General features: G+C 68.4%; 23 protein-coding genes and 1 pseudogene. 9 read left to right on the forward strand and 15 right to left on the reverse strand.

The features are described 5' to 3' along the window. Positions 1-275: pseudogene (locus ACWDX9_RS23415) on the reverse strand (SRPBCC family protein); the annotation flags it as partial. 237 nt (positions 276-512) lie between these two features. Here ACWDX9_RS23415 and ACWDX9_RS23420 point away from each other — a divergent pair. Continuing rightward, positions 513-701, forward strand: a complete 189-nt coding sequence (locus ACWDX9_RS23420; protein ID WP_449957275.1) for a hypothetical protein — start codon at positions 513-515, stop codon at positions 699-701. Between the two features lie 219 nt (positions 702-920). Here ACWDX9_RS23420 and ACWDX9_RS23425 read toward each other — a convergent pair whose 3' ends face one another. Together ACWDX9_RS23425 and ACWDX9_RS23430 are read right to left on the reverse strand one after the other, a co-directional pair. Beyond that, positions 921-1,496, reverse strand: coding sequence for a type 1 glutamine amidotransferase domain-containing protein (locus tag ACWDX9_RS23425; RefSeq protein ID WP_449957276.1), 576 nt, complete (start codon positions 1,494-1,496; stop codon positions 921-923). Position 1,497: 1 nt separating this feature from the next. Further along, positions 1,498-2,658, reverse strand: a complete 1,161-nt coding sequence (locus ACWDX9_RS23430; RefSeq protein ID WP_449957278.1) for a glutathione-independent formaldehyde dehydrogenase — start codon at positions 2,656-2,658, stop codon at positions 1,498-1,500. A gap of 680 nt (positions 2,659-3,338) precedes the next feature. Here ACWDX9_RS23430 and ACWDX9_RS23435 point away from each other — a divergent pair. Next, a complete protein-coding gene (locus tag ACWDX9_RS23435; protein WP_449957280.1) occupies positions 3,339-4,712 on the forward strand; it encodes a cytochrome ubiquinol oxidase subunit I in 1,374 nt (457 codons plus the stop codon). After that, the gene (locus ACWDX9_RS23440; RefSeq protein ID WP_449957282.1) at positions 4,709-5,704 is read left to right on the forward strand and encodes a cytochrome d ubiquinol oxidase subunit II; all 996 of its coding nucleotides are present in this window, start codon (positions 4,709-4,711) and stop codon (positions 5,702-5,704) included. The genes ACWDX9_RS23435 and ACWDX9_RS23440 overlap by 4 nt, the downstream gene beginning before the upstream one ends. A gap of 976 nt (positions 5,705-6,680) precedes the next feature. Here ACWDX9_RS23440 and ACWDX9_RS23445 read toward each other — a convergent pair. From ACWDX9_RS23445 to ACWDX9_RS23455, 3 genes are all read right to left on the reverse strand, one after another. Further along, on the reverse strand, positions 6,681-7,217 hold the full coding sequence (locus tag ACWDX9_RS23445) for a DUF3040 domain-containing protein (RefSeq protein WP_449957284.1): 537 nt from the start codon (positions 7,215-7,217) through the stop codon (positions 6,681-6,683). A 77-nt stretch (positions 7,218-7,294) separates the two neighbouring features. After that, positions 7,295-8,992, reverse strand: a complete 1,698-nt coding sequence (ctaD, locus tag ACWDX9_RS23450) for an aa3-type cytochrome oxidase subunit I (protein WP_449957286.1) — start codon at positions 8,990-8,992, stop codon at positions 7,295-7,297. 183 nt (positions 8,993-9,175) lie between these two features. Then, positions 9,176-9,529: a DUF72 domain-containing protein gene (locus tag ACWDX9_RS23455; protein WP_449957353.1), complete on the reverse strand. Its 354-nt coding sequence runs from the start codon at positions 9,527-9,529 to the stop codon at positions 9,176-9,178. 123 nt (positions 9,530-9,652) lie between these two features. Between ACWDX9_RS23455 and ACWDX9_RS23460 the strand changes: the two genes are divergently transcribed. After that, positions 9,653-10,294: a sigma-70 family RNA polymerase sigma factor gene (locus ACWDX9_RS23460; protein ID WP_449957288.1), complete on the forward strand. Its 642-nt coding sequence runs from the start codon at positions 9,653-9,655 to the stop codon at positions 10,292-10,294. 821 nt (positions 10,295-11,115) lie between these two features. On the opposite strand, the gene ACWDX9_RS23465 is transcribed toward ACWDX9_RS23460, so the two are convergent. The 4 genes from ACWDX9_RS23465 to ACWDX9_RS23480 form a co-directional block, all read right to left on the reverse strand. Then, positions 11,116-11,607, reverse strand: a complete 492-nt coding sequence (locus tag ACWDX9_RS23465; RefSeq protein WP_449957290.1) for a DUF1360 domain-containing protein — start codon at positions 11,605-11,607, stop codon at positions 11,116-11,118. A 91-nt stretch (positions 11,608-11,698) separates the two neighbouring features. Then, positions 11,699-12,157 carry an integrase core domain-containing protein gene (locus tag ACWDX9_RS23470; RefSeq protein ID WP_449957292.1) on the reverse strand — a complete coding sequence of 153 codons (459 nt, stop codon included), beginning with the start codon at positions 12,155-12,157 and terminating at the stop codon, positions 11,699-11,701. A gap of 240 nt (positions 12,158-12,397) precedes the next feature. Continuing rightward, positions 12,398-12,637, reverse strand: coding sequence for a hypothetical protein (locus ACWDX9_RS23475; RefSeq protein WP_449957294.1), 240 nt, complete (start codon positions 12,635-12,637; stop codon positions 12,398-12,400). Positions 12,638-13,107: 470 nt separating this feature from the next. After that, positions 13,108-14,175 (reverse strand): LacI family DNA-binding transcriptional regulator, encoded by a 1,068-nt coding sequence (locus tag ACWDX9_RS23480; protein ID WP_449957296.1) that lies wholly within the window; start codon positions 14,173-14,175, stop codon positions 13,108-13,110. Between the two features lie 161 nt (positions 14,176-14,336). On the opposite strand from ACWDX9_RS23480, the gene ACWDX9_RS23485 reads away from it, so the two are divergent. Genes ACWDX9_RS23485 through ACWDX9_RS23500 form a run of 4 tightly spaced genes read left to right on the forward strand, consistent with a single transcriptional unit; the run spans position 14,337 to position 20,730 of the window. Further along, positions 14,337-17,510, forward strand: coding sequence for a hypothetical protein (locus ACWDX9_RS23485; RefSeq protein ID WP_449957298.1), 3,174 nt, complete (start codon positions 14,337-14,339; stop codon positions 17,508-17,510). Positions 17,511-17,525: 15 nt separating this feature from the next. Further along, positions 17,526-18,896 (forward strand): ABC transporter substrate-binding protein, encoded by a 1,371-nt coding sequence (locus tag ACWDX9_RS23490; RefSeq protein ID WP_449957300.1) that lies wholly within the window; start codon positions 17,526-17,528, stop codon positions 18,894-18,896. 14 nt (positions 18,897-18,910) lie between these two features. Beyond that, positions 18,911-19,843, forward strand: a complete 933-nt coding sequence (locus ACWDX9_RS23495; protein ID WP_449957302.1) for a carbohydrate ABC transporter permease — start codon at positions 18,911-18,913, stop codon at positions 19,841-19,843. After that, positions 19,840-20,730, forward strand: coding sequence for a carbohydrate ABC transporter permease (locus ACWDX9_RS23500; protein WP_449957304.1), 891 nt, complete (start codon positions 19,840-19,842; stop codon positions 20,728-20,730). The genes ACWDX9_RS23495 and ACWDX9_RS23500 overlap by 4 nt, the downstream gene beginning before the upstream one ends. Positions 20,731-20,785: 55 nt before the next feature. On the opposite strand, the gene ACWDX9_RS23505 is transcribed toward ACWDX9_RS23500, so the two are convergent. Both ACWDX9_RS23505 and ACWDX9_RS23510 read right to left on the reverse strand, forming a co-directional pair. Next, on the reverse strand, positions 20,786-21,685 hold the full coding sequence (locus tag ACWDX9_RS23505) for a phytanoyl-CoA dioxygenase family protein (protein ID WP_449957306.1): 900 nt from the start codon (positions 21,683-21,685) through the stop codon (positions 20,786-20,788). A gap of 21 nt (positions 21,686-21,706) precedes the next feature. Continuing rightward, on the reverse strand, positions 21,707-22,567 hold the full coding sequence (locus ACWDX9_RS23510; protein ID WP_449957308.1) for an AraC family transcriptional regulator: 861 nt from the start codon (positions 22,565-22,567) through the stop codon (positions 21,707-21,709). A gap of 41 nt (positions 22,568-22,608) precedes the next feature. Between ACWDX9_RS23510 and ACWDX9_RS23515 the strand changes: the two genes are divergently transcribed. After that, positions 22,609-23,640, forward strand: a complete 1,032-nt coding sequence (locus ACWDX9_RS23515) for an oligogalacturonate lyase family protein (protein ID WP_449957310.1) — start codon at positions 22,609-22,611, stop codon at positions 23,638-23,640. Between the two features lie 384 nt (positions 23,641-24,024). Here the strand turns inward: ACWDX9_RS23515 and ACWDX9_RS23520 are convergent, their stop codons facing one another. The 3 genes from ACWDX9_RS23520 to ACWDX9_RS23530 all read right to left on the reverse strand — a co-directional run bounded on the left by ACWDX9_RS23520 (position 24,025) and on the right by ACWDX9_RS23530 (position 25,870). After that, the gene (locus ACWDX9_RS23520; RefSeq protein WP_449957311.1) at positions 24,025-24,396 is read right to left on the reverse strand and encodes a tyrosine-type recombinase/integrase; all 372 of its coding nucleotides are present in this window, start codon (positions 24,394-24,396) and stop codon (positions 24,025-24,027) included. 361 nt (positions 24,397-24,757) lie between these two features. Further along, positions 24,758-24,964, reverse strand: coding sequence for a hypothetical protein (locus ACWDX9_RS23525; RefSeq protein ID WP_449957313.1), 207 nt, complete (start codon positions 24,962-24,964; stop codon positions 24,758-24,760). A gap of 138 nt (positions 24,965-25,102) precedes the next feature. After that, a complete protein-coding gene (locus tag ACWDX9_RS23530; RefSeq protein WP_449957315.1) occupies positions 25,103-25,870 on the reverse strand; it encodes an SDR family NAD(P)-dependent oxidoreductase in 768 nt (255 codons plus the stop codon). Between the last annotated feature and the right edge of the window lie 61 nt (positions 25,871-25,931).

The raw sequence follows: 25,931 nt of genomic DNA on the forward strand, positions 1-25,931 counted from the left end.
GCGCCGGTGCGGTTGGCGGCGGCCCTGCCCAGGACGCCGAGGTCCATCGTGTCGCCGGCGACCCTGGTCCACGCCCACTGGGCGGGGTGCTTGGCGCCGAGCAGCAGCGCGGCGTGCAGGAGCTCGCGCCCGCCGACGAGCCTGGTGACGGTCGTGGCCCCGGGCGCGTCGTCGACACCGCACAGGCGGGTCACGGCCCTTGGTGCCGCCAGGTGCGCCGCGCCCAGCGCGAGGCTGGCCCACCCGAGCGCACGGGCGAATCTGTCGGTCATCATGTGTCCTCACGCAGGTTGTGGTGGTATGTGCGTACGCCGCAGGCGGCCCCCGGTCTGCTGACGCCCCCCGCGTCCTTCGTCCCTTGCCCCTGACAAAACGGATGACACCAGCAGATTCAGGGATGAAAGGTGCACATCGCCTGGATAGCCGTCCACGACGGGCTTCACATCCCGCACCGGACCTGCTGACGGCCGGACGACGCCAGACGGTGTGCGACGGCGCCCGAGCAGGCCGCGGTGGTTCTGAAACTGACGATCATCGTTGACCTCTGGGTCTCCGGCCCGGATCCCCATGTCTCAGCCCAGCCCGCCGCTCGATCGCTCTGGTACCGCCGCTGCCAAGCCGAGGGCATCAACGGCCTGCGCACGCGCTCCAAGCGGCCCAAGACCGGCCCGAACGCCACCCACGTCGAGGTCGCCGGGTGAAGCTCATCTATCTGCGGACCCGAGGAGATCGCGATGTACCTGGAGCGATACCACGACGCCACCATCGGCAAGTCGGGCGTGTGGCGCATCCTCAAGCGCCTGGACATGGGCCGGCTCCCAGCCTCGCAGCGCGCACGCGAGCACCCGCCCCCACCAGGTCCCATTCCGGAAGCAGTGCCGGCGCGGACAGCGACGGACGCACGTTCGTGGTCGGCGAGGTCACGCCCGACGTGTAGTGGCGGTGGCCTGCGGGCCTTTGGCGAACTCCTGCACGATGCGCTCGCAAAAGGCCGGCAGGTCGTCGGGCGACCTGCTCGTGGTGATGTTGCCGTCGGTGACGACCGGCTCGTCGACCACGTCGGCCCCGGCGTTGCGCAAGTCGGTGCGCACGCTCGGCCACGAGGTCAGCCGGCGGCCCCGCGCGACGTCGGCCTCGACGAAGTTCCACGGGCCGTGGCAGATCGAAGCGACCGGCTTGCCCGACTGGACGAAGTCCCGGACGAACCGCACCGCAGCGGGTTCCATTCGCAACTTGTCCGGGTTCACCGTCCCGCCCGGCAGGAGCAGCGCCTCGTAGTCGTCGACCGACACCTCGCCGACCAGCTTGTCTACCGTGAAGGTGCCGGCGTCTTCGAGGTCGCGCTCGCGCGCCTGGATTTCGCCGCTGGTGATGGAGACCACGACGGTGCGGGCGCCGGCGTCGTCCAGCGCTTGCCGCGGCCGCTCCAGCTCGACTCGTTCCACCCCGTCGGCCGCGAGGATGGCGATCCGGCGTCCGTTCAGCTCTCCAGCCATGTCAGGCACCCGCCCCCGCCATCGCCGGGTGCAGGACGACCTTCGTCCAGCCCTCGTCTCGCTTGTCGAAGTGCTCGTAGGCCTCCGGCGCACGATCGAGGGGCAGCTCGTGGCTGACGATGAAGGACGGTTCGGCCTTGCCCGCGACGATCAGGTCGCGCAGCTGCCGGTTGTACCTCTTGACCGGGGCCTGGCCGCTGCCGATGTGCTGGCCCTTGAACCAGAACATACCGAAGTCGAAGGCGAGTTTGCCTTGCTTGGCCAGCTCGTCGCCGGCCCCGGGGTCCTGGGGCACGAAGACGCCGACACAGCCGATCTTCCCGGTGAAGCGCACCGAGGCGACCAGCCGGTTCATCGTCAGGTTGGGCTGCTCATGGCCGTTGGGGTCGTGCGCCTGATAGCCCACGCACTCGCAACCGTTGTCCGCGCCCAGCCCCATCGTCTCGTCCAGAACGACCTGTACCGGGTCGACCTTCGAGTCGTCGATGGCGATCGCGCCGATCGATTCGGCCAGTCGCAGCCGGTCGGGGTGCCGGTCGACGACCATCACCTTGCTCGCCCCTCGGATCGTCGCCGAGAGGGCGGCCATCAGCCCGACCGGACCCGCGCCGTAGATGACCGTCTGGTCGCCGGGCTGCACGCCGGCCATCTCGGTGGCGTGGTAGCCGGTCGGGAAGATGTCGGCGAGCATCACGTAGTCGGTCTGGCGCTGCTCGGCGTCCTCGCCCAGCCGTAGGCAGTTGAAGTCACCCCAGGGCACGCGCAACAGCTCGGCCTGCCCGCCGCCGTACGGGCCCATGTCGGCGAAGCCGTAGGCGGCGCCGGCCATTTTCGGCTCAGGCTGAGCGGTCAGACAGTAGTTCGTCAGCTGACGTTCGCAGTTCTTGCAGTGCCCGCACGCGATGTTGAAAGGCACGACGACCCAGTCGCCCACCTGGACCTTGTCGACCCCGGTGCCGATCTCGATCACCTGACCCAGGTTCTCGTGTCCGAACCAGCGGCCGGGCTCGAAGTCGGTCCGGCCCTCGTACATGTGCAGGTCCGAGCCGCAGATGTTCGCGGACGTGATCCGCACCAGGACGTCGGTCGGCCGCTCGATCCGCGCGTCCGGCACATCCTTGACACTGACCTGCCGTGGCCCCTCGTACACCACTGCCTTCATGGCTATCTCCTCGTCGCAGATGCCTCCCTCCCCACGGGCGGCCCCTCAGGCCGATACCCCCGGAAAACCCCCTAAACCGCAGCCGGACGCGTTTAGTGTCCGAACGAGCACTAACCGTCACACAACAGAGGGCTCGGAACGGTGATCTGATATCGCGAGGGCCATGGGGGACGGCGCCACCAAGCGGTGCCGGAGACCTACACCGCGGTCCACGCCGCCTACGCCGCGGCCCTGGCACGGGGCCGCTGGACGGCGAAACCCGCCGCGCCTACCACTCCCGGGCCCGGACCTTCCTGGCCTGCTCGCACCACCGACACCGTCAACGCCCACCTCACCGTTCTGGAACACGTCGTCACCCAGCTCGGGCCCGGCCCCGCCGTGGTGCGCCGCGACGACATCCCCGAGCTTCGCGCCCCGCATCCTGGACGCCCGCCAGCAGAAGCGCCACCTGCGCGCCGCCGGTGTTGCGGTCCAGTGGTACACCACTACCGGCCGCGCCCATGCTCGGCTCCAACGTCGCCAGGCCGCCGGACAGGCCATCGAGAGTTGGCCCTTGCGCCCAGGCTTGGCCGGCGGGCGCGTTCTTACCTCCGGCACAACAGGCCGGATGGGTCCAGGCTCTCGACAACGGGTACGGACCATCGAACGGCGACGTAGATCCGAGGCAGGTCAGGAGATGTATGAATGCGCTTCAGCTCGCCGCAGCCGACGGCGTCGAGAATCTGCTGTTCGCGCGTACCCAGATGGCGCTCACACTGGGCTGGCACATCATTTTCGCCTGTTTCGGCATCGCCTTCCCGGCGATCGTGGTGTTCACCGAATGGCTGGGCCACCGGCGCGACGATCCGGTGTTGACGGGGCTGGCGCACACGTGGGCCAAGGCGATGGGCGTGCTGTTCGCGGCCGGCGCGGTGTCGGGAACGTTGCTGTCTTTCGAGATGGGCATCCTGTGGCCGAGGCTGATGTACCGCTTCGGCGAGGTGTTCGGGTTCCCGTTCGTGCTGGAGGGTTTCGCCTTCTTCATAGAGGCGATCTTCGTCGGGGTCTACCTGTTCGGCTGGGACCGCCTGTCGCCGCGGGCGCACATGCTCAGCGCACTGCCGATGGTCGCCGCCGGGATCGCGGGCGCGTTCTTCGTCGTGTCGGCCAACGCCTGGATGAACAACCCGACCGGGTTCCGCCTGGACACCCAGGGGACCGTGGTGGACGCCAGGCCATGGGCGGCGATGTTCGGGCCGTCCACGTGGCCGCAGTTCACCCACATGTGGCTGGCCGCGTTCATGGTCACCGGGTTCCTGGTCGCCTCGGTGTACGCGGTTGCGATGCTGCGCGGGCGGCGTGATCGCCACCACGGGATGGGGCTGCTCATCCCGATCACCGTCGCCGCGGTCATCACCCCGGTGCAGATCGGCGTGGGCGACTGGATCGCCAACACCGTCGCCGACAACCAGCCCGCCAAGCTGGCCGCGATGGAGGGCCTGTACAGGACGACCGCCGGGGCCGGTCTGTCGCTCGGCGGCATCTACGTCGATGACGAACTCCGGTACGCCTTGAAGATCCCGTACGGGTTGTCGCTGCTGATCCACCACGACCCGGACGGCGTGGTGCCCGGTCTGGAGGAGATACCTCCCGATCAGCGGCCACCGGTCAACGTCGTGCATCTGGCCTACAACACGATGGTCGTCATCGGCACCGCGCTGCTGGGGCTGGCCGCCTGGCTTGGCCTGGTGTGGTGGCGGCGACGGCGGCTGCCGCGCACCGCCTGGTTCCTGCGCGCCGTCGCCGTGTCCGGGGTCGCGGCGGTGGTGGCGATGGAGGCCGGGTGGATCACCACGGAGGTGGGCCGGCAGCCGTGGATCGTCTACGGGCTCATGCGCACCGCGGACGCGGTCAGCCCCGCCGACGGGCTCGCTTGGGGTCTGGCGGCGGTGATCGTCGTCTACACCGTACTGACCGTATTCACGGTGGTCGTGCTGCGCAGGCTGGCACGCGGCCGCGACACCCTGGCCCCGCAGGAGCGGGGACAGGCGCAAGGGCAGGAACAGGCGCCATGACGCTCGCCGAGACGGTGCTGGGAGCGGCGTTCGCCGGCCTGATCGCCTACGCCTTGTTCGGCGGCGCCGACTTCGGTGGCGGCATCTGGGACCTGCTGGCGGGCGGCACCGAACGGGGACACGCCGTCCGTGATCGGATCGAACGCTCGATCGGCCCGGTGTGGGAGGCCAATCACGTCTGGTTGATCTTCGTGCTGGTGGTGTTGTGGACCGGATTCTCCAGGGGGTTCGCCGCCGCCGTCACCACCCTGTACATCCCGCTCACCCTCGCCGCGTTCGGGATCATCGCCCGCGGCGCGGCGTTCGCCTACCGCAAGAGCGTCGACGCTCCGGGGATGCGCCGCTTCTTCGGCGCCGCGTTCGCGCTGTCGTCGCTGCTCACGCCGTTCTTCCTCGGCGCGGTGGTCGGCGGGGTGGCCTCCGGTCGGGTACCGCCGACCATCGGGGCGGGCGCCGTCGTGAGCAGCTGGGTCAACCCGACCTCCCTGCTGGGCGGCGCGTTGGCCGTGCTGGTCTGCGCCTACCTGGCCGCGGTGTTCCTGTGCGGGGATGCCCGCCGCGACGGCCAGCACGACCTGGCCGGCGCGTTCCGCCGCCGCGCCCTGGCAGCCGCCGTCGTCACCGGCGCGGTAGGACTGATCGGCATCGCGGTGCTGCGGACGGACGCGCCCCGGCTGTTCGAGGGGCTGACCGGTCACGGCCTGCCGGTGGTACTGGTGTCGGTGGCCGCCGGGCTCACCGCTCTCGGCCTGCTACTGGCCCGCCGGTACATCGCCGCCCGGATCGCCTCGGCGCTCGCCGTCACCGCGATCCTGGCGGGCTGGGCGGTGGCCCAGTACCCGTACCTGCTGCTGCCCTCACTGACCGTCGAGCAGGCCGCCGCCGGCCGCGCCACTCTGCTCGCCCTGCTCATCGCCCTGTCCGCGGGCGCGGTGATCCTCATCCCGGCCCTGGTCTACCTGTACACGCTGTTTCAAAAAGGCCTCCATTAAGGCGAAAAGCCCGAACCGCACCAGGCCTTCGTCGAGGCAAGCCGGACACGGCTGACCAGATGGGTCCCGCCTGCGCTTCGTCAGGAACGTCCACTTCCAAAGTCGCGTCATGGAAGGGGCGCAAGGCCGGCGCCCGCGCCTGCTCCCCCTCAGCGGCTGCTCCGACCCGCACCGCGTCATGGTGCTCGGGCCTGGAGCCCAGCACGCGGTAGACGCTGGCCACAGTGAGGTGAGCGCCCTTGTTCTTGCCCGCGGGGATGACCAGCTCACGGGCGTCGTCGGGAACTGCCATGCCGCGGGCCGCAGCGTTTCCCGCATAGGCGATCATATTGTCGCCGAACACCTTCGGCCGCCCGCTGCCCATGCTGATAGACGCGCCATCAGCGCACTCTGATCGAGCACATCCAGCGTGCCATCACAAGAACTCCGGTGGACCCCAAAACCAACCAGAACGCAATCAACCGATCACACTCTGGGCCGCTGCTCGCCAGCGGGTGGAGCCAGAACTGGTCCTTGAAACCACACCGGCCTTCCAGTCTCAGCTCTCTGCACCCAAGATCCTTCTCAGCGCCGACGGCTGCCCACCGGCTCCTCAAGGCGGTCGCGACCCAACAGTGACGTCGAGGCGCGTGGACGGCTGCTCGACGGCCATAAGAGCGTGATCCGATACAAGACGCATGTGCCGCGCGACTGTGGGTAGTCTCCCGGGATTTCGCCCGGCTACCGGCGAGGAGCGCCCATGACCATCAGTGAGCAGCATCGGCCGGAGATCGTCGTCGGACTCGTGGCGACCCCGCCGGACTATCCGGCGCAGGTGGTCGCGCGGCTCGCCGACGAGCTGGCCGACCGGCTCGCCGAGCGGGCGTCGCGCAGACGTCCGCCCGGCGCCGAGTCGCGGCGGTGTCCTTGCCCGCGCTGGGGCTGCGCCGGCTGCGAGCGCTCCGCGCCGCAGTTCCGGGTCTCGTGGACCGGCTCCTCACTGACGCTTCCCAGGAACGGGTGCCGCCGCCCGGCCGGGCACCGTGCGCCTGCCAAAAATTTCATCCATGCAGTTCAAGCGGCATGTGAGTACTCGTGGAGGACTCCGCCACCCCGGCCATGCTGGCTGCCCGGCTGGAGCTGTCCGGCCGGGTACCCGTCCACGACGCGAGGACACATTGGTACGCCGACTCTGCAGGCGTCGATCCTGCCCGACGAAGAGCCCGGCCGTGAGTTCGGAGACGAAGGTGCCTCTGCTGTTCCCTGATACTGCTGTGTCTACCGGCCTAGCCGGTGGGATGCGGGTGCGGCCGACGGTGAGGATCGGGAGGATCGACAGCGCGGTCAGAATGACGACGGCGAGGAACACGCATACGAGTTCGCGGCGCGTGGTATGGCAGGCGAAGCGTTGCGGCCCCTGTCTGGCGGAGGCGGTGTTCAGCGCGTCCATGCGCCAGGCGAAGGCGCGGTCGTGATGGCGGAGGTTCTGTTCGATCTCCTTCAGGAGGCGGTGCTCGCGCTCGGATGAATCCATCGCTCAACACCGCGACAGCGCCGTGGCGCTCTTCCGGGCGGACACGGTGCGACAGCCTGGAGACGTTGACCGGATGGTCATGGCGTCCGGTCGCTCTCGCCGTCGTCGTCACGATCTTGCGGTTCCCCGTGTGATGAATGCGGGTAGTGCAGGTCGAAGGCGGGCCGCTCGGAGCGGATGGGCGGCAGGTACGTGAAGTTGTGCCGAGGCGGCGGACACGAGGTCACCCACTCCAGCGAGTTGCCGTACCCCCACGGGTCGTCGAGGGCGACCCGCGGGGCGTAGCGCGCGGTGTGCCAGACGTTGAACAGGAAGGGCAGCGTCGAGACGCCGAGCAGCATCGCCCCCGCCGAGGAGATCTGGTGCAGGCCGGTGAAGCCGTCGGCGGCGCTGTAGTCGGCGTACCGCCTGGGCATGCCCGCCATGCCCAGCCAATGCTGCACCAGGAACGTGGTGTGGAAGCCGATGAACAGGGTCCAGAAGTGCCACTTGCCGAGCCGGTCATTGAGCATCTTGCCGGTCATCTTCGGCCACCAGAAGTAGAACCCGGCGAACATGGCGAACACCACGGTGCCGAACACGACGTAATGGAAATGGGCGACCACGAAATAGCTGTCAGTGACGTGGAAATCCAGTGGGGGTGATCCGAGGATCATCCCGGTCAGGCCTCCGAGCAGGAAGGTGATGAGGAACCCGATGGAGAACATCATGGGCGACTCGAAGGTCAGGTGCCCTCGCCACATGGTGCCGACCCAATTGAAGAATTTCACACCCGTCGGCACCGCGATGAGGAACGTCATGAAGGAGAAGAACGGCAGCAGGACCTGCCCGGTGGGGAACATGTGGTGTGCCCAGACGGTCATCGACAGCCCGGCGATGGCGATGGTGGCGCCGACGAGGCCGACGTAGCCGAAGACGGGTTTGCGGCTGAAGACGGGGATGATCTCGGTGATGATGCCGAAGAACGGCAGGGCGATGATGTAGACCTCGGGGTGGCCGAAGAACCAGAACAGGTGCTGCCAGAGCAGCGCGCCACCGTTCTCAGCGTGGAAGACCTGGGTGCCGAGCTTTCGGTCCGACTCCAGCACGAGCAGCGCCGCGGCCAGCACGGGGAACGCCATCAGCACGAGCATGCTGGTCAGCAGCACGTTCCAGGTGAAGATCGGCATCCGGAACATCGTCAGGCCAGGCGCGCGCATGCAGATGATGGTGGTGAAGAAGTTGACCGAGCCGAGGATGGTGCCCAGTCCGGACAGCGCCAGCCCCATGAGCCACAGGTCGCCGCCGAGGCTCGGGCTGAAGGTGGAGTACGACAGCGGCGTATAGGCGAACCAGCCGAAGTCGGCCGCGCCACCGTCGGTGAAGAAGCCACTGACCGTGATGATCCCACCGAACAGAAACAGCCAGAAGCTGACGGCGTTCAGCCGGGGAAAGGCGACGTCGGGTGCGCCGATCTGCAAGGGCATGATGACGTTGGCGAATCCGGCGAACAGTGGGGTGGCGAACAGCAGCATCATGATCGTGCCGTGCATGGTGAACAGTTGGTTGTAAATTTCCTGACTCACCAGGTCCATGCCGGGCTTGATCAACTCGGCGCGAATGACCAGCGCCATGATCCCGGCCAGCGCGAAGAAGAGGAACGAGGCGATCAGATACATGTAACCGATCACCTTGTGATCGGTGGACGACAGCCAGTCGACTATCACCTCACCAGGGCGGCGCGCGCGGACCGGAGCCAGAGACGTCAACGGCTCTTCCAAGCGTGGTCTATCCATGGCCACTGCCCCCTGCCGATCCGACCGATGTGATCTGCATGCCGGCAGGGAGAAGGCCTGTCACAGCAGCGCCCGGCAGCCCAATGTTGTACCCGGACCTACCCTCGTCCTTTGGCTCCATGCCGACCGCCTGTACGTGACTTCAGGGATCGCTCATTCGTGAAGGTTTCCACCGCGGGGCCGTCAGAATTGCCGCGGCCAGGTTTCGCGAGGAAAGGCGGCCTCGGCCTTGTGGCGCGGGATCAGGCGAGCCAGTTGCCTGGCGTTGACCTGGGCGTTGTCGCGGTAGCAGTTGTTCATGAGAATGTGCGTCGTGTGGGTGTCATCGACCAGGCGCCGTAACCGGGGTGCCCACTCCAGCAGTTCCTCCTCGCTGTAGAGATAGCCGAACCGCTCGTGGACGTCGTGGCTGGTCCATTTCGCTGAATGGCCGTGGAAACGCACCACGGCCAAGTCCGCCGTGGCGGCGAGCACGGGCGGGATGGAGTCGGGAGATCCCTGAGGCATGTCCGCCCAACAGCGGAAGCGTCTAACCATGGTGTAGCTGAGTAGCAAGGGTCTGAGGGTCACTCCGGGGAGCTTCAAGCCGGTCAAGACAGCACCAGAAATGGGCTACTCGCATTGATGGGATGGCTCGTATCGGCACGAAAGCGCACATAGATGACCGTTCAAAGCCTCGCCCTTGACGGGATGACCGCCGAAGAACTCCTGACGGAGCTGGCCAGGCCACAGACCTCCGAGACCGACCGGACGCGGTTGCGCGAATGGCTCGTACGGATGCACGCGCCGCTGGCCCGCCAGATCGCCTACCGCTGCCGCAACCGCGGCGAGCCGATGGAAGATCTGATCCAGGCGGCGTACGTCGGTATGGTCAAGGCGATCAACGGGTTCGACGCCACCCTCGGCCACGCCTTCCAGGGCTACGCCGCCGTCACCATGCTCGGCGAGGTCAAGCGGCATTTCCGCGACCGAACGTGGGCCGTTCGGGTGCCGCACCGCTACCAGGAGCGACGCGCCGCACTCAACCGCGCCATCGCCGAGTGCACCCACGACCTCGGCCGTTCGCCGACCAGCGCCGAACTGGCACACCGGATGGGCATCACCGAAGAGGAGACGGCCGTCCTGTTGCTGCGCTTCTACGGCGACCTGAGCCAGGCCGAGATCGCCGCCGAGCTGGGCATCTCGCAGATGCACGTCTCCCGGATCCTGCGCGCCGTTCTGGGCCATCTGCGTGATGCGCTCTGTGACCAGCCCGACGTCAACTCCTCCGCTGAAGCCCTGACAGGCTCGTGCCGGCGGTGACTCCGCGCAGAATCTGGCCGCTCCCGGTGTGCCCCGCATGTCTGCGGGCGTGACTTTGCTCAGGCCACCCCCACTCCGTCGGGTGTAAGGACCCGCAGGATCGTCCTGCTGTCAGAGTTGGCGGATGCTGTAGGACGAGAGGCGCTCGGCCGCGAGTAACCTACACCGGCAAGGTCCTGCCTCCAGCTGAAAGTGGCGTATCGGAAGCGTGAGTCGTGTCCGGAAATCGGGTTTCAGCGGTCATCGCGCCGGCGCGGTTCATACACAGAGTCAACGGGGCGGCGGCAATCATGCTCGTCGCCGGTCGTGCCAGTACCACCCTCCCGAGGCCGAGGTGACGGCTGTCCACCGTGCGGGTGCCAAGAATTCGGCCGCCCTATGCGACCTACGCGTATTCGTGGATCAGCCGGCCGAGGCGGTCACGTCGATGACCATGCTCATTGAAGTGGGTCCTGTAGGCGGCCGGCACGCGTCGTAGGTTTCGGGCGTTGATGACAAGGATCCGATCGGGCGCAGGCCGCCGATCCAGCGTGTCGCGGTGAACTTGGTATTCCGATCGCGGACTCGAAAGGTACGGTGCTACCCCGTCGGTGCACTGGAAGATCAGAAGTTCCTCCCGTCCGAGCCAAGGGCAGCATCTGTCGGCCTCGCTGCCCCGGCGGTCATCCAGGGGCTGGGTGACGTCGGTGATGAGGACGTTCGCCCAGCCGGTTCTGATCGTCGCCCGGATGGCCGCGTTCTTGCACGCGCCATGCGCCATGGCGAGCCGGCATGGGATGGTCCGGAAGACGTCCGGGTCGTGAGGTCCTGCCCAGGGTCCGCTAGGACGCCTCCGCCGACTTGATCAGTTTGCCGTAGGCAAGCTGCAGCCAGTCGGAGATCGCCACCGCGGTCATCGTCGCGCCCACGAGCCTGGTGGCCTTGGGCGCGAGCACCAGCCCGGCGGCGTACCCGGTGGCCACCCACTGGGCCAGGCAGAACGGGCAGGCGATCAGCTCCCCCACCACGCCGAGCGGCGCCTCCTGCACCTCCGAAGGCCCGCTGTCACCCTCGTACCGGGTGAAGGGCGCGCGGATGGGACTGGTGACGGGGTCCTTGGCGAGCAGCCGTGACACTTTGTGCGTGCAAGCCGCCATGAGCAGCAGGTCCATCACGCCGATGTGGTCGGGAACGCGCCGCCCGGCCAGCGTGGCGACGGCGGCGGCCACCGCGACCGTGCCGCCGTACGCGCCGAGGATGCCGGCGTACTTGCCGAGCGGCCGGTCATGATCACCTTCGTAGGTGCGTTCGGTCTTGTTCAAAATTTCCGTCATGGGGTTTGCCGCTACCCCGTACGGGGGTGGGATCACCCTGTGGGGTGCGAAAACCAGGGTACGGCCTCTGAACTGCGGTTATTCACTCCGTCTAGGCGGCCCGCCGGTACTGGTTGATCAGGCCGTCGAGTACCGGTCGGCGTTGCAGGCGGACCTGATCGAGATCGGTGGGTGTAGCCGGGGCATGTGACGGTTGAGGCGGCCGACGATCTCGTGAGCGATGGGGATGGTGCCGGTTGTCATGCCGTTCGTATGCCTTCAGGGCTCGGCGGAGATGGCCTGCATTGTAGATCAGCAGCCGGTCGGTGCATTCCCTTCGAATAGTGCCGACCCAGCGCTCGGCTATCGCGTTGGCCTGCGGTGCGCGGGCCGGTGTTCTGATGACGCGGGCGGCGAGTGAAGTGAACACCTCGTCGAAGACCGCGGTGAACTTGGCATCGCGGTCGCGAATGAGGAATCGGATGCCCTCGGCCTGCTCTCCCAGGTTCATGACCATGTTGCGGGCCTGCTGAGCGACCCAGGTTCCGGTCGGATGCGCCGTGACGCCCACGACGTGGACCACGCGGGTGGCGACGGGCCGATGCGACGTGGCGCGGAATCGAGCCCGGCTCTTTGAGGATGTCGCGCACGGTACTGGGCGGTACCCGAAGGCCGACGCCGGCCAGCTCTCCGCTGATGCGCTGATAGCCCCACGTGGGATTCTCACGGGCCAGGCGCAACACCGTCTCCCGGACCTCCGCGCGGGTAGAGGGACGATCCGGGTGCTTGGAGCGGTGGGTCCATCGGCGCTTCACCAGCGTGCGGTGCCAGCGCAGCAACGTCGCGGGGTGACGAAGAAGACATCCCACGACGGGCGAGGAAGCAGCCGCGACAAGGCCGCGAGCACGACCCGATCCTCCGGTTGGAGATCGGGCCGGTTCACCTGACGGCGCAATACGGCGACCTGATGGCCAAGCACCACGATCTCGGCCGTCTTGGCCCGATCACCGCGGCCCAGCAGGACCAGGAGCTGAAAGACACGCCCGAGCATGAGGTAGAGGGAGGACCACGACACCGTCAGCAGGATGCCCGAGCCCTCATCATGCTCGAGCCACGAACCCCCAGGTCAACCTCGGCGGCTGAATTTCCGCACCTCACACGACCCGTCGCTGTGGCCCTTGCCGTGAAACGTTCAGCCCTCGGCCGGGCGTCGCGGCGTCAGGGGTGGCGGCGCGGCCGTCCATCGTGACGGTGATGAGGCTGGCGGTTGGTGGTCATGCGGGCGTCCTCCGCCTTCTCCTCGACCATGGGGTCCGCCGGGAGGCCAAAGGACGGGCCCTCGGCTGTGACGCCGTGGTCGGGAACTTCGACGAGCCCGCCTCGCTCGCCACCGTGGACGGCATGGACCGGCCGCTCCTCAACGCCGGCGGCGCCCAACCAGTGGAGGGCGAGCAGCCGACGATCCGCCGACCGAGCGGTATCGCGGCGCAGGATCTCAGGGGCCGGTCGCTGCTCTGGACATCATCGACGGCAGTCGGCCCCCCCAGCGCTGAACATGCTGCGATCCGGTGTACTGCCGCCGAGATGGATCTTCGGCGACGGCGTCAGGATGTCGCTTGCCAGCGGATCAAGCGCAGCGCTCACCGCGGCGGCGCCCATCTCCTCCAGGGGAGACCGGATTGTGGTGAGCCAGTCGGCCTCGTCGCCGAGCGGGCTGAACATGCGATGGCCGTACCCGGCGACCGCGATGTCGTCGGGCACCACCAGGCCGCTCTCCCGCAAGCGATGAATCGCGCCCCAGGCGACCACGTCCTCCGTGCTGACGATGATCTCGGCATCGGGTCCATCCGCCAGATACGCGGTCGCGGCCTCCATCCCGCCCGCAACGCTGTGCACGGCTCGGAAGACGTGGCTGTCCGGCAGCGCTACGCCGCCGGCGGACAGCCCGACCCGGAAACCGTCGAGCCGATCGCGCTCCGAGGGGACCGCCTCGTCGGCGAGGAAGACGACGAAACGCCGGTAGCCGAGGCCGAGCAGGGCGCCGGCGAGCGCCTTGCCACCGTCGAAGTCCGGCGGCCTGATCGCCAGGACCGGCTCGGATGCCTCGCCGACGATCACGACCCGGCCGCTCTCGCGCTGGAAGCCGAGCAGTTGCTCCATCAGCCTGGAACCGGCCTTCGCGGTCGTGTCCCGCTTCCTGGCCAGCACCAGCGCCTGGGGGCGCTGCCGGCGCAGATCCTGCACCAGATCGCGCTCCCGTGACTCGTCGCCGTCGGTCGAGAGCAGGTTCAGGATGTACCCGCGCCTGGACGCCTCCCCCATCGCCCCGAAGGCGATCCGGGCGAAAAACTGGTCGCGAATGTCGCCGACCACCAACGCGACCGCGGGATAGCGACCGCGCACCATCGCCTGCGCGGCGAGATTGGTGGTGTATCCAACCTGCTCCGCCGCGGCCAGCACCCGCTCCCTGTACTCGTCGGCGACCTGCCGGACACTGCCGTTGAGCACGCGGGAGGCTGTGGACGGCGACACACCCGCCGCGCGCGCGACATCGGCCAGACGGGGAGTCCCATTCGGTTCCTTCGACACGATTGTCATGATAACCAGCTGGAGCGGGACAGCGCTGTCCAACACTCCAATCCGACCTGTGCCCCGCTATAGCAGCAAAAAAACCGATCTGGTGCTCTTGTCGGGAAAGCGCTAGCCGGGCAGTATGACGACCCAACGCGCTGTCGATCCGGAGGTTCGCCATGCACCATTGCAGAGTCAGCAGCGGACGTCGCAGGCTTCTCACCCTCGTCGCGACCGTGGTGCTGACCGTCACCCAGCTGGTGGCACCGGCATCAGCAGCGGCTGACCCCGAGATCGTCTTCACGAACCCGGTGGCCGCGGACGGGATCACCGCCTGGCCGGGAGATCGGGACAAGACACCCGAGCACGCGGCGTCGAGCCGGCTCGGGGTGCCGTGCTGGCAGACCAGCAACGACCTGAAGGACCAGTACATCTACCTGAACATCGACGCGGCCCGGATCCCGGCCGGCGCCACCGACGCGGTGCTCACGGTGAACTACTTCGACAGCCCGGGCCAGCAGCTCACCGCGCAGTACGACAGCGTCAGCGCGCCCTTCAGCCCGCTGCCGTGGTTCTCCTTCCCCGGCTCCGGAGCCTGGGCGACCACGCAGTTACGGATGTCCAACGTCAACTTCCAGAACCGCGCGAACGGCGCCGACATCCGCCTGATGGCGAACGCGCCCGGCGGTGTCATCAGCTCGGTCTGCGTCTCGTCGGTCAGTGTCTCGTTCGCCGACACCACCGGCATCACGGTGACCAACCAGAGCCTGGTCTTCACCCAGGGCGCGGGCAGCGTCACGCTCACCTCGACCGCGTCCTCGGTCGCCTGGAGCATCACCGACGACCAGTACCTTCCCGTGACCTCGGGCAACGTTCCGATCGCAGCCGGGGCGGGCTCGATCGACACCAGCGGACTGAAGCCCGGCTTCTACAACCTCCGCCTCACCGCCGGCCAGACCGTCGTCGGTACGACGCTCGCCGTCATCCCGCCGCTCCCGGCAGGGATCCAGTCCCCAACGGGCAAGTGGGGCGTGAACACGCACATGTCCCACTACTACGACCTCAGCGACGCCCTGATCCGCACCCTCGCCCTGGCCGGCTTCTCGCACATCCGCGACAGCCTCGAGTGGCCGCGCGTCGAGTCGGGCTCGCCCGGCAACTACGCGGTCGACCCGCGGTACGACGCGATGATCGCGGACGCGAAAGCGAACGGCATCATCCCGCTGCTGGTCACCGGATACCGCAACCCGCTGTACGACGGCGGCCGGACCCCGAGCACGCCCACTGGTCTGGCGGCGTACGGCCGCTACCAGAGCTGGTGGCTCAAGCACTTCGCCGGCACCACCAACGACATCGAGACCTACAACGAGTACTACATGGCCGGCTTCAACGACAGCGCCTGCGGCATCACCGGCGCGTGCTTCCTCCAGCTGATCAAGGCCGCGTACGAGCAGACCCACAAAAACAACCCGAACGCGAACGTCATCGCCGACGTCGGCCCGAACAAGGGCGACACCTCCTTCCGCGACCAGCTGCTGTCCCTCGGTGGACTGGCCTACGTGGACTCGATCAACGCGCACATCTACACGTTCCCCGGCCCGGAAGGAGACCTGGACACCCAGATCCAGAGCCTGCGCACCGCGGCCGACGCGCACGGCGGCGCCGGCAAGCCGATCTGGATCAGCGAGGAGGGCTACCCGACCGCGCCGAGCTTCGGCGGCTCGATGCTCGACCAGGCGCGCAAATCGATCCGCAACGACGTGATCATGATTGCGAACGGCGTCAGCCAGTTCTACTGGTACGACGCCCTGAACGACGGCACCAACCTGGACGACAAGGAGAGCACCTTCGGCCTCCTGCAGGCCCCGGCCGGGCCGATCGCCGGCATGGCCCCGAAGCCGGGCCTGGTCGCGAAGGCGACCACGATCCGCGCCCTCACCGGCCTCGCCTACAGCGGCCGCGACACCCTGCCGTCCCCGCTGTACTCCTACCGCTTCGGCTCCGGCGCCTCGACCACCCGCGTGCTCTGGTCGACCGGCACCGGCACCTCATCCGTCAACCTCACCACCAGCAGCCCGCTCGAAGTGACCGACATGTACGGCCACAAGACCACCCTGACCCCGGCGGGCGGCGTCGTGAACCTGACCGTCGACCAGGATCCGCTCTTCGTCAAGGGACCCGCCACCGCGGCCTCCCAGCAGTCGAAGCCGGAGTTGAAGGTCGCGGCCGCGGACCCGTCCAACTCGCTGGAGCCGACCGCGGTCACGGTGACTCTCAAAGGTACGGTCCGCAACCTCGGCCCGCGCGCGGTGACGATCGCGGGCCGGACCAAGCAGGTTCTGGTCACCCCGGGCAAGGACACCACGGTCACCATCCCGGTCCCTGCGAGCGACACCCTCGGGTCACGCCACCTGGTGGCGACCGTCGCCCGTAACGGGAGGCCGACCGCCCGCCTGGTCGCATGGACCAGCGTCGAACCGGCGACCAAGATCCGCATCATCCCCCAGATCGCCCAGGCCTCACCGCTGCAGGCCGGCCTCGGTGTCGAGCTCACCAACACCAGAGCGACCACGGCAGCGACGATCCAGGACCTGACCTGGACCATCGCGGGGCAGAAGGGCACAGCCGGCGCCGGCCAGTCGATCGCACCGGGACAGAAGGCGACGATCAGCGTCCCGGTCAGTGGCCTCCAGCCCTGGAAGGCCTACGCCTACACGGTCGACCTCACCACCTCCGACGGCAACAAGGTCTCCGCGAAGGGCGCCACCGCCTTCAACCCGATCGTGCCCTCGGCGACGACCCCGAGCAGCTCGATCAACCTCACCACCGACGCGGGCTGGATCGCCTTCACCCGCCCCTGGGGCGGGCCCGGCGACCTCTCGGGTACGGCGAGCCTCCAGTACGACGCGACCGGGCTGACCATCAACGCGGCCGTCACCGACGACGTGTTCTCCCAGACCGGGACCGCTGCCACCCTGTGGCGAGGCGACAGCCTGCAGTTCGCGATCAGCGACGGGCTGCCGGGTGAGAGTCCGTCCGCCACCGAGATCGGTGCCGCACTGCTGCCGGCCGGGCCGGCCGTATACACCTTCGGCACCTCGGACGGCAGCCCTGCCGGGACCACGCCCGACGCCACCGCCGCGATCGCGCGCGCTGACGGTGTCACGTCGTACCAGGTCAAGGTGCCCTGGGCGGCGCTCGGGTTCCAGTCCCAGCCGGCCGGACCGGTCGCGATCGCCCTCGCCCTGAACGAGGACGACGGCGCCGGGCGTGCCGGCGCCCTGCAGTGGGCGAGCGGGATCGTCACGGGGAAGACCACCACCTTGTTCCTGCCAGGAACGTTCACCCGCTGAAAGAAGGAGCGAAGAGTGCTGACCACACGATGGAGGGCGGGGGCCGTCACCGCGCTGGCGATCCTGACGGCCACCGCCTGCTCGTCAGGATCCGGAACGGCAGTCAGCGACGACGGCACCGTGACGATCACGGTCGGGCAGAAGCCCACGCCGGACCAGGCGGCGGCGCTGAAGACCTGGACCGACCGGGTCGCGCAGTTCGAGAAGGCGAACCCGAAGATCAAGATCGAGGGCTCGGAATACGGGTACGACGTCCAGACGTTCCAGGCCGACCTGGCGGCCGGGACGCTGCCGACCGTGGTCGCGATCCCGTACACCGACGTTCAGGGGCTGATCGAGCGCAAGCAACTCGCCGACATCACCGACGTGGTGAAGGCGTCGCCGGCGGGAAGCAAGATCAACCCAGAGGTGCTGAAGACCGTCCAGGACTCCAGCGGCCACATCTTCGGCCTGCCGGTGCAGGCGTACACGATGAGCCTCAACTACAACCGCGCGCTTTTCCAGCAGGCCGGGCTCGACCCGGACAAGCCGCCGGCCACGTGGGAGGAGGTCCGGCAGGACGCCAAGGCGATCGCGGACAAGACCGGCAAGGCCGGCTACGCGATGATGACCACCAACAACACCGGCGGCTGGGTCCTCACGGCCATGACCTACACGTACGGCGGATCCATCGAGAAGGTGAACGGCGGCAAGGCCTCGGCCGCCTTCGCCGACACCCCGATGAACGGCGCGCTCACCACGCTCCAGCAGATGCGCTGGACCGACAACGCGATGGGCAGCAACTTCCTGTTCAACCAGAAGCAGCTGCAGCAGGAGTTCGCCGGCGGCAAGGTCGGGATGTACATCGGTACCCCGGGCGACTACCGCGACGCGGTCACCACGATGGGCGCCAAGGGTGCGGACTTCGGCGTCGCGCCGCTGCCACTCGGCTCGCCGGACGGCGGCACGCTGACCGGCGGCGCCGTACAGATGTTCAACCCGAAGGCGTCGAAGCAGCAGATCGAGGCCGCGGTCAAGTGGGCCGAGTTCTTCTGGCTGGAGAAGTTCACCGACCAGGACCATGCGGTCACCGACGCCAAGGCCGCGAACGCGGACAAGCAGTACTCCGTCGGACTTCCGATGCTGTGGTTGTTCGACGAGGCGTCGAAGAAGCAGTACGACGAGTGGATCAAGCCGTATGTGAACACGGTCCAGGCGAACTTCACGCCGTACACGTCCAAGGCCGCGTCGCTGAAGCTGATGATCGAGCCGCCGGTCGCCGGGCAGAAGGTGTACGCGAACCTCGACTCGGTCGTCCAGACCGTACTGACCCAGAAGGACGCCGACGTCGGCAAGCTGCTCGCGGACGCGTCGAAGGCGGTCGACGGGCTGCTGGCGAACTCGTGATGGCGTCGAAGGCGGTGAGTCTCCCGCTCTCGCCCGAGGACGGCCGGGCCACGCGCGTCATGCGGCGCGTGGCCCGGTGGGTCCGGCGCGGCGGGATCAGCACGCTGGTGTTCCTGATCCCGACGCTGGTGGTCTTCGGGCTGTTCTCGTGGTGGCCGATCGCGCGCGGGCTGGTCCTGGCGTTCCAGCAGACGAACCTCGTCACCGCGGCGGAGTGGGTCGGGCTGGACAACTTCCGCAAGGTCCTGGCCGATCCGCTGCTCGTCACCGCGGCGCGCAACACCGCGTGGTTCGCGTTGCTGGCCTTGGTGTTCGGGTATCCGGCGCCGCTGGCGCTCGCGGTCTTCGTCCGCGAGCTGCGCCGTGGCCGGGCATTGTTCTCGGTGCTGGCGTATCTGCCGGTGGTGCTGCCGCCGGTGGTGGCGATCCTGCTGTGGCGGGTCTTCTACGACGCGAGTGACTCCGGCCTGTTCAACACCCTTGCCCGGGGCATCGGCCTCGGCCCGTTCCAGTGGCTGCAGGACGCGCAGTCCGCGATGCCAAGCATCGTCCTTGAGGCGACCTGGGCCAACGCCGGCTCGACGATGATCATCTACCTGGCCGCGCTGTCCGGCGTCCGCACGGATCTCTACGAGGCGGCCGAGATCGACGGAGCCTCGATCTGGCGGCGGATCGTGCACGTGACGCTGCCGCAGATGCGGACGATCCTGCTCATCACCCTGCTGCTGCAGATCATCGGCACCTTCCAGGTGTTCACCGAACCGTTCCTGTTCACCGGCGGCGGCCCGGCGAACGCGACCACCACGATCCTGATGCTGCTCTACAACTACGCCTTCATCAACGGCGACTACGGCGGGGCGACCGCGCTGTCGGTGCTGCTCGCCATCTTCCTCGGGCTGCTGTCGCTGCTGTACTTCCGGCTCACGCGGCGCTGGAGCACGACGTGAGCGCCCGGTCCGAGGACCGCGGCCTCATCTCCACGGCGGATCGACGGCGACCAGTGGTGCGCTGGACCCTCGGCGGCGGCCAGGCGCTGATCCTGATCCTGCTCGCCCTGGCCGGCCTCGGGCCCATCCTGTGGCTGGCCAAGGCGGCAATCTCGCAACCGCACGACATCGCCTCCAACCCACTCGCTCTGTGGTCCGGGCCGCCACAGTGGCAGAACATCGAGACCGCCTGGTCCAGGCTCCGGGTCGGTCCAGCGCTGATCAACACGGTCCTGATCGCCCTCGGCAACTGGGCCGTGTCGGTGCTGGTGGCGACGACCGGAGGCTACGCGCTGGCGATCCTGCGACCGAGGTACGCCAAGATCATCAACGGCGCGCTGTTGGCGACGATGTTCATCCCCGCCGTGATCTCGCTCGTGCCGCTCTACCTGACCGTGCTGGACGTTCCGATCGTCGGCGGGTCGCTGATCAACAGCTACTGGGCGATCTGGCTGCCCGCCGGCGCCAGCGCCTTCAACGTGATCATCACCGGCCGGTTCTTCGCGCAACTGCCGGCCGAGCTGTTCGAGGCGGCCAAGATCGACGGCGTCGGCAACTTCCGGATGTTCACGTCGCTGGTGCTGCCGCTGTCCGGGCCGATCATCGGCGTCGTGTCGCTGCTGTCCGTCATCGCGGCCTGGCGCGAGTACCTGTGGCCGAAGCTGGTCCTCCCCGACCGCGCCAAACAGCCGTTGTCGGTGATGCTTCCGGCGATCCGCGACAACGTGCAGATCAACCTGTTCATGGCGGGACTGCTGATCTCCGTGGTGCTGCCGATCGTCATCTTCCTGCTCTTCCAGCGCTACTTCATCCGCGGTGCGGGGCTGGCCGACGGGATCAAGGGCTGAAACCGTGCGAGTACGGCCGGAGCCGAGCGAGCCGCCGGGCGGCGTCCCCGCGGGCTCACAGCCCGTCGCGATCGTGCCAGTCATCCTGCCAGCGAAGGTCGATGGGCTGGTCGGCGCGTTGGTAGCGGATGTCGGTGGACAGCCGCATGACCCCGTCCGGATCGACGTTGTCGAGTGCGGCGTGAACGATGTGAGCCGTGTGGATGACCATGTCGCCGGCCCGGTAGTCGGCCACCAGCCAGCGAGCGCCGTACTCCGCCGCCAGCGCCGGCAGGTCGGCGGTGATCGATGCCGCGGGACGCTTGAGGGTGCCCTCGGCTTCCGCGCGCATGACCCGGCGGTGGCTGCCTTCCAGGTACGTCAGGCCGCCGCGGGAGACCGGGCAGTCGCCGAGCGGGATCCACGCGGACAGCACGCGGTCCGTTCCCTCGCGGATGTAGACGAGGTCGTAGTGCGCCTGGGTGGCGGTGCCGATCCCGGACTCACCGGGCGCCGTGTGCCGGATGATCTTACGACGGTGCAGGTGGGTCGTCCCGCCGAGGAACCAGGCGAACCAGTCCCTGATCGCGGGCTGCGTGCAGAAAGCATGGTAGGTGGAGCCCGGAACGATGTCGGTGAACAGGACCCGGCGGAGCGCTGCGGGATCCACCCGCCCGGCTGCGATCCCGTCCCCGGCCGCCGTTCCCGGTGCCGTGAGACCGGCGCCGGCCGCGCTGATCCGCTCGAAGTAGTACCGGCGGAACCCGAGCACGGCGGCCGGATCGAGAGCCTGCCTGAGGAAGAGGTAGCCGTCGCGGCGGATCCGCGTCAGCAGGGCATCGCGATCGTGACGTTCGGCGCCGGGTACGGCCTCGAGCTCGCCGAGCCGGGACTCGTCGAGGGTGTAGCCGTTGGAGGTGAGCATGGAGACGACCTTGCCAACCGCCAACCGGACCCGCCATGCACGGATCGACATGTCGGATGGACTTTCCGGCGGCTAGGGTTGCGGGGCTCCACCCATCCGACGCTGGCTCTCGCGGAACCGGCTCGGCGCGGTCCCGGTCCTGCGCGTGAAGAGGCGGCTGAAGTAACCGGCATCGTCGTACCCGACGCGCCTGCCGACCGCGGCGACCGGCAGGTCTGTGCTCACCAGCAGTTCCTTCGCGCGGTTGAGCCGCAGCCGGAGCACGTACTCCTTGGGGCTGCAGCCGGCGGCGCGCCGTACGGCGTTCCTGAACGCGGTCACCGACATGCCGAGGCGGCCGGCTTGAGCCTCCACGGACACCGGCCGGTACGCGTCGCTCTGCAGGGAACGCAGCATCGGGCTCTGGGCCGGCCCCGCCGCGGAGATCGACTTGTAGGCAACGCTGATCAGCTGGTGCATCGCGCCGGCCGCCTCCACGTCGCTGCGCGGATCGTCCGGCCGGCTCACCCTGGCCAGCGTGCGAAAGGCGATCTCGAGCGCACCGGTGTCGTGCAGGCGCTGCACTGGATGGTCCAGATCGATGTAACCGAATCGCTCGTACACCTGGGTCGCGTCACCGTCGAAGAGCGCCCACCACTCGCTCCATCCTTGCGGGTCCGGGGCGTAGGCATGCCGTACGCCCGGCGGGAGCCAGAACATGGCCGGCGCGACAATGTCGTGGTGGTGGCCGTCCCACCGCAACCAGCCGCGCCCCCCGGTCACCAGCACGGCGGCGTACGACTCCAGGGCACGGTCGGGCTGCGACACGATCTTTCCCTCGATGGCGCCGACACCGAGGCACACGAGGCCGAGACGGAAGGACTCCGGCGCCGGCGTCAGATATTGGGCCCAGCCGGCAGCCCGCCGCGCTGTCGTGACCGGCTGACGATCCATCCACGCAGCTTAGTGAACACCCACGAAGGAAGGATTCAGGGATGAACGTATCGACGGGCGCGCACCTGACGTACCCCCACGCCAACGGCTTCCATGCCGGCGGAGAGAGGCTGGTTGTCACCCGCTGGGATCCCGACCGGTTGGCGACCGGGCTCGCCAGCGTGGCGTGGCGGAACCCCGGCGAAGCGGACATGCGAGAGGTGTGCGGGCTGCCGGACGGGAGCGCGAAGGAGGGGACTGTCTGGTTCGACGTCGCGCGTGCGACGGAACGGCTGGCCGCGATGTGGGACGACGCGCTGCACCTCGTGGACCTCGCCGATCACGCCGCCAAGCCCGAGACCGTGTATCGCGCCCCGGCGGGCCGTACCCTGCAGGGGCTGGTCAGCATCAGCGTGTCCGGAGAGCGGGTGCTGTTCTCCGAGGAGTCGCCGGGGGCGTACACGCTGCTCGAGATGGACGTCGACACGGGAGGCGTTCGCGAACTGCACACCCGCGACTGGTGGGCGAACCACGCCCACTACTGCCCTGCCGACGAGGAGTGGATCGGCTTCTCCCACGAAGGACCCACCGAGACCGTGCCCGATCGCGTGTGGGCGCAGCACGCCGTCGAGATGCCCGAGGGCCGGTGCGTGCTCAAGCAGCCGGAGGGGCTGCACTTCGGGCACGAGCGGTGGGCGCATCACGCGGTGGGTGCGGTGGTCGTGGCATACGGGGTCAGCCCGGCCGAGCCGCGCGGCCTGTACTGGACGTCACCGGACGACCCCTCAGGACGCCTGCTGTCGCGCGGCGACCGCTACTGGCATTGCGACGTCAGCCGGGACGGCACGCTCGCGGTGGTCGACACGACCGGACCTGCGGACCGGCCCGGCAAGGGCTGGGACGGCGCCGACGGTATCGCCGACGTGCTGCTGGTGGATCTGGTGGAGGGCCGTACGACGCCGCTCGCCCGCACCCGTGCGACCCGCCACCCCGCCCACCCCCACCCGGTCTTCGCCCCGGACGGCTCAGCAGTCCTGTTCAACGATCTCGGCGCGGACGGCACCCTCTCCGTCACCCGCGTCGACCTCCCGTGACCCCACCTCGCCGTCACCGGGTGGGCGCGGTGACGAAAGAGGAGAGTCTCATCCTGATGGATGAGGTTCTCTGGCGTCCCCTCCCGCAGGCGGTTCGTCCTGGAGGATGGGCCGGCAGGGCGATCGCGTCCCTAGATTCGTGACGTGTCCAAGAGAGCTGTGGTCGCCCGAGCGCTGCGCAGGGTCGCCGCCTGGTGCGCGGCGGTGGTCGTGCTGGTGGTCGTCACCGGGTTCTGCTACGAGTCGGTGACCCGGCAGGGGCACCCGCTCATAATCCGTGGGTCGTGGGTTCAAGTCCCACCCGCCCTACCACGCCGACCTGCGGCTTTACGCGGATCTGTAGTCGCGTCGTCTGATCGTGAGTCACAGTGAGCCCCATGTGAGTCACATCGCCTCCCGGGTCTTGCCGATCTTACGGTTGGTCGTCCGCACCGCCTTCAGCACCAGCCGCGCGGTCGCCTTGGCGCTGTCGTGATCCAGCTGCGGCAGCACCGAGACGTAGGTGTCGGCGGTCAGCACGATGCCGGCATGCCCCAGCGTGCCCTGCACCACCTTCAACTCTGTCCCCGACGCCAGCGCCAACGTCGCAGCTCCGTGCCGCAAGTCGTGCAACCGCACCGGCGCCAACCCACTGGCCGCCACCAGCTTGTGGAAACGGTGCGTGAGATAGCTCGGCTGCACCGGCGCTCCGCTCCCCAAGGTGAAGATCGGGCTGGCCGGTGACCGCCCTCCCCCGGCAGCCGGCGCTGCGCACACTCAAGCCGGCGCAACAGCCGCACGCTCTCCGAATCGAGTGCCAACGTCCGCCGGCTGGCCGCGCTCTTCGGCTCACACCAGACCAGCCCCTCCTCGGGGTGCACCAACTGATGCGCCATAGTGAGCTCACGCCGCCCCAGGTCGACGTCCACCCAGCGCAGGCCCGTGACCTCGCCACGCCGCAGCCCACGTGTCAATGCACGCCGATCCGTGCCTTCTCGAAGATGACCTCTGGCCACCGCACCCCGCCACGGAGGCCAGCCTCTCGGGGCCGAGCACGCAAAGCACCAACGGGGTAGCGACTCCGCGCCTGCGGGAGCCCGTACGGCTCACCTTCGAACCGTACTTGGGCTGCGGGCCTTCATGTCGTGGAGCCGCCCCGGCGACGGCTCAGCACCGCTGCAATCGGCAGGGCCGCGGCCAGGCCGCTCAGCAGGACGGCTGCGAGCGCGCCCAGGACGGCCGGCTCGTTGCCGAAGGCGGCGGTGGCGAAGAGGAAACCCGCCAGCGGGCTGAGTGAGGCGATCAGCGCGACGACCTCTCGCCAGTTGCCCCGCGGCGTCACCACTTGCCCAACCGCCGGTTCGAGTGTCTATCCCGGTGACGTTCCCCGGACGGGGGCGTCTTCAAGATCGGCGGCGTCTGCCTTCATGGGCGCCGGCGTCACGGGCCACCACCAACCCTGGCGGTCCTGCTGTCCTGACCGCTACCACTCTTTGCGCAGGCCACCGTCGATGACGAGGTCGGAGCCGTTGATGTTGGGCGCCTTCCTGGAGGCCAGGAACACGACCAGGGCAGCGATCTCCGCAGGTTCGGTGATGTGCCCGGTGGACATCCCGAGGGTGGCGGGCAGGGAGTCCAGCAGCTGTTCGCGCGAGATGCCGGCCTTCTTCGCGAGCGCGTCCCCGGTGCTACCCGGTTCGGTCCACACCGCGGTACGTACTGGTCCGGGCGAGATGGTGTTGACTCTGACGCCCTGGGGGCCGAACTCCTCGGCGAGGGCCTTGCCCAGGCTGGCCAGAGCTGCCTTGGCAGCGGAGAGGTCCACCAGCTGGGCCGCCGGGCGGCGGGCGGTGACCGAACCGATGTTGATGATGTGGCCCTTGCGTTCGACGATGCTGGGTAGCGCGGCCTTACTGGCTCGTACGGCACTGAACAGGGTCAGGTCGAGGGCGTGCCGCCAGTCGTCGTCGGAGATGGACAGGAACCCGCCCGGGTGCGGGCCTGCGGTGCCGGCGACGTTGTTGACCAGCAGGTCGATGCCGCCGAGTTCAGCCATGGCCGTGTCGATGAGGTGAGAGGGCCCGCTGGGCGTGCTGAGGTCCACAGGGACAGCGAACGGGGTGACCTGCCTGAGTTCGGAGCTGATCGTCCGTGCTCCCGCCACGACCCGGTATCCCTCGTCGCGTAACGCGGTGACGATGGCCAGCCCGATGCCCTTGCCGGCACCTGTGACGACGGCATTCCTGACCATGACCCTGCCTTCCCGTCGGATACATCACTCACCACTGATATGTCGCGGAAGGTATCATCTG

The sequence above is a fragment of the Nonomuraea sp. NPDC003201 genome (assembly GCF_053590415.1).

What these genes read in the sequence shown, in the direction of transcription:
- ACWDX9_RS23425 (WP_449957276.1), bottom strand. Translation starts at nt 1,496, where the DNA reads ATGGCTGGAGAGCTGAACGGACGCCGGATCGCCATCCTCGCGGCCGAC.
- ACWDX9_RS23430 (WP_449957278.1), bottom strand. Translation starts at nt 2,658, where the DNA reads ATGAAGGCAGTGGTGTACGAGGGGCCACGGCAGGTCAGTGTCAAGGAT.
- ACWDX9_RS23435 (WP_449957280.1), top strand. Translation starts at nt 3,339, where the DNA reads ATGAATGCGCTTCAGCTCGCCGCAGCCGACGGCGTCGAGAATCTGCTG.
- ACWDX9_RS23440 (WP_449957282.1), top strand. Translation starts at nt 4,709, where the DNA reads ATGACGCTCGCCGAGACGGTGCTGGGAGCGGCGTTCGCCGGCCTGATC.
- ACWDX9_RS23445 (WP_449957284.1), bottom strand. Translation starts at nt 7,217, where the DNA reads ATGGATTCATCCGAGCGCGAGCACCGCCTCCTGAAGGAGATCGAACAG.
- ctaD (WP_449957286.1), bottom strand. Translation starts at nt 8,992, where the DNA reads ATGGATAGACCACGCTTGGAAGAGCCGTTGACGTCTCTGGCTCCGGTC.
- ACWDX9_RS23455 (WP_449957353.1), bottom strand. Translation starts at nt 9,529, where the DNA reads ATGGTTAGACGCTTCCGCTGTTGGGCGGACATGCCTCAGGGATCTCCC.
- ACWDX9_RS23460 (WP_449957288.1), top strand. Translation starts at nt 9,653, where the DNA reads ATGACCGTTCAAAGCCTCGCCCTTGACGGGATGACCGCCGAAGAACTC.
- ACWDX9_RS23465 (WP_449957290.1), bottom strand. Translation starts at nt 11,607, where the DNA reads ATGACGGAAATTTTGAACAAGACCGAACGCACCTACGAAGGTGATCAT.
- ACWDX9_RS23475 (WP_449957294.1), bottom strand. Translation starts at nt 12,637, where the DNA reads ATGCTCGGGCGTGTCTTTCAGCTCCTGGTCCTGCTGGGCCGCGGTGAT.
- ACWDX9_RS23485 (WP_449957298.1), top strand. Translation starts at nt 14,337, where the DNA reads ATGCACCATTGCAGAGTCAGCAGCGGACGTCGCAGGCTTCTCACCCTC.
- ACWDX9_RS23505 (WP_449957306.1), bottom strand. Translation starts at nt 21,685, where the DNA reads ATGTCGATCCGTGCATGGCGGGTCCGGTTGGCGGTTGGCAAGGTCGTC.
- ACWDX9_RS23510 (WP_449957308.1), bottom strand. Translation starts at nt 22,567, where the DNA reads ATGGATCGTCAGCCGGTCACGACAGCGCGGCGGGCTGCCGGCTGGGCC.
- ACWDX9_RS23515 (WP_449957310.1), top strand. Translation starts at nt 22,609, where the DNA reads ATGAACGTATCGACGGGCGCGCACCTGACGTACCCCCACGCCAACGGC.
- ACWDX9_RS23530 (WP_449957315.1), bottom strand. Translation starts at nt 25,870, where the DNA reads ATGGTCAGGAATGCCGTCGTCACAGGTGCCGGCAAGGGCATCGGGCTG.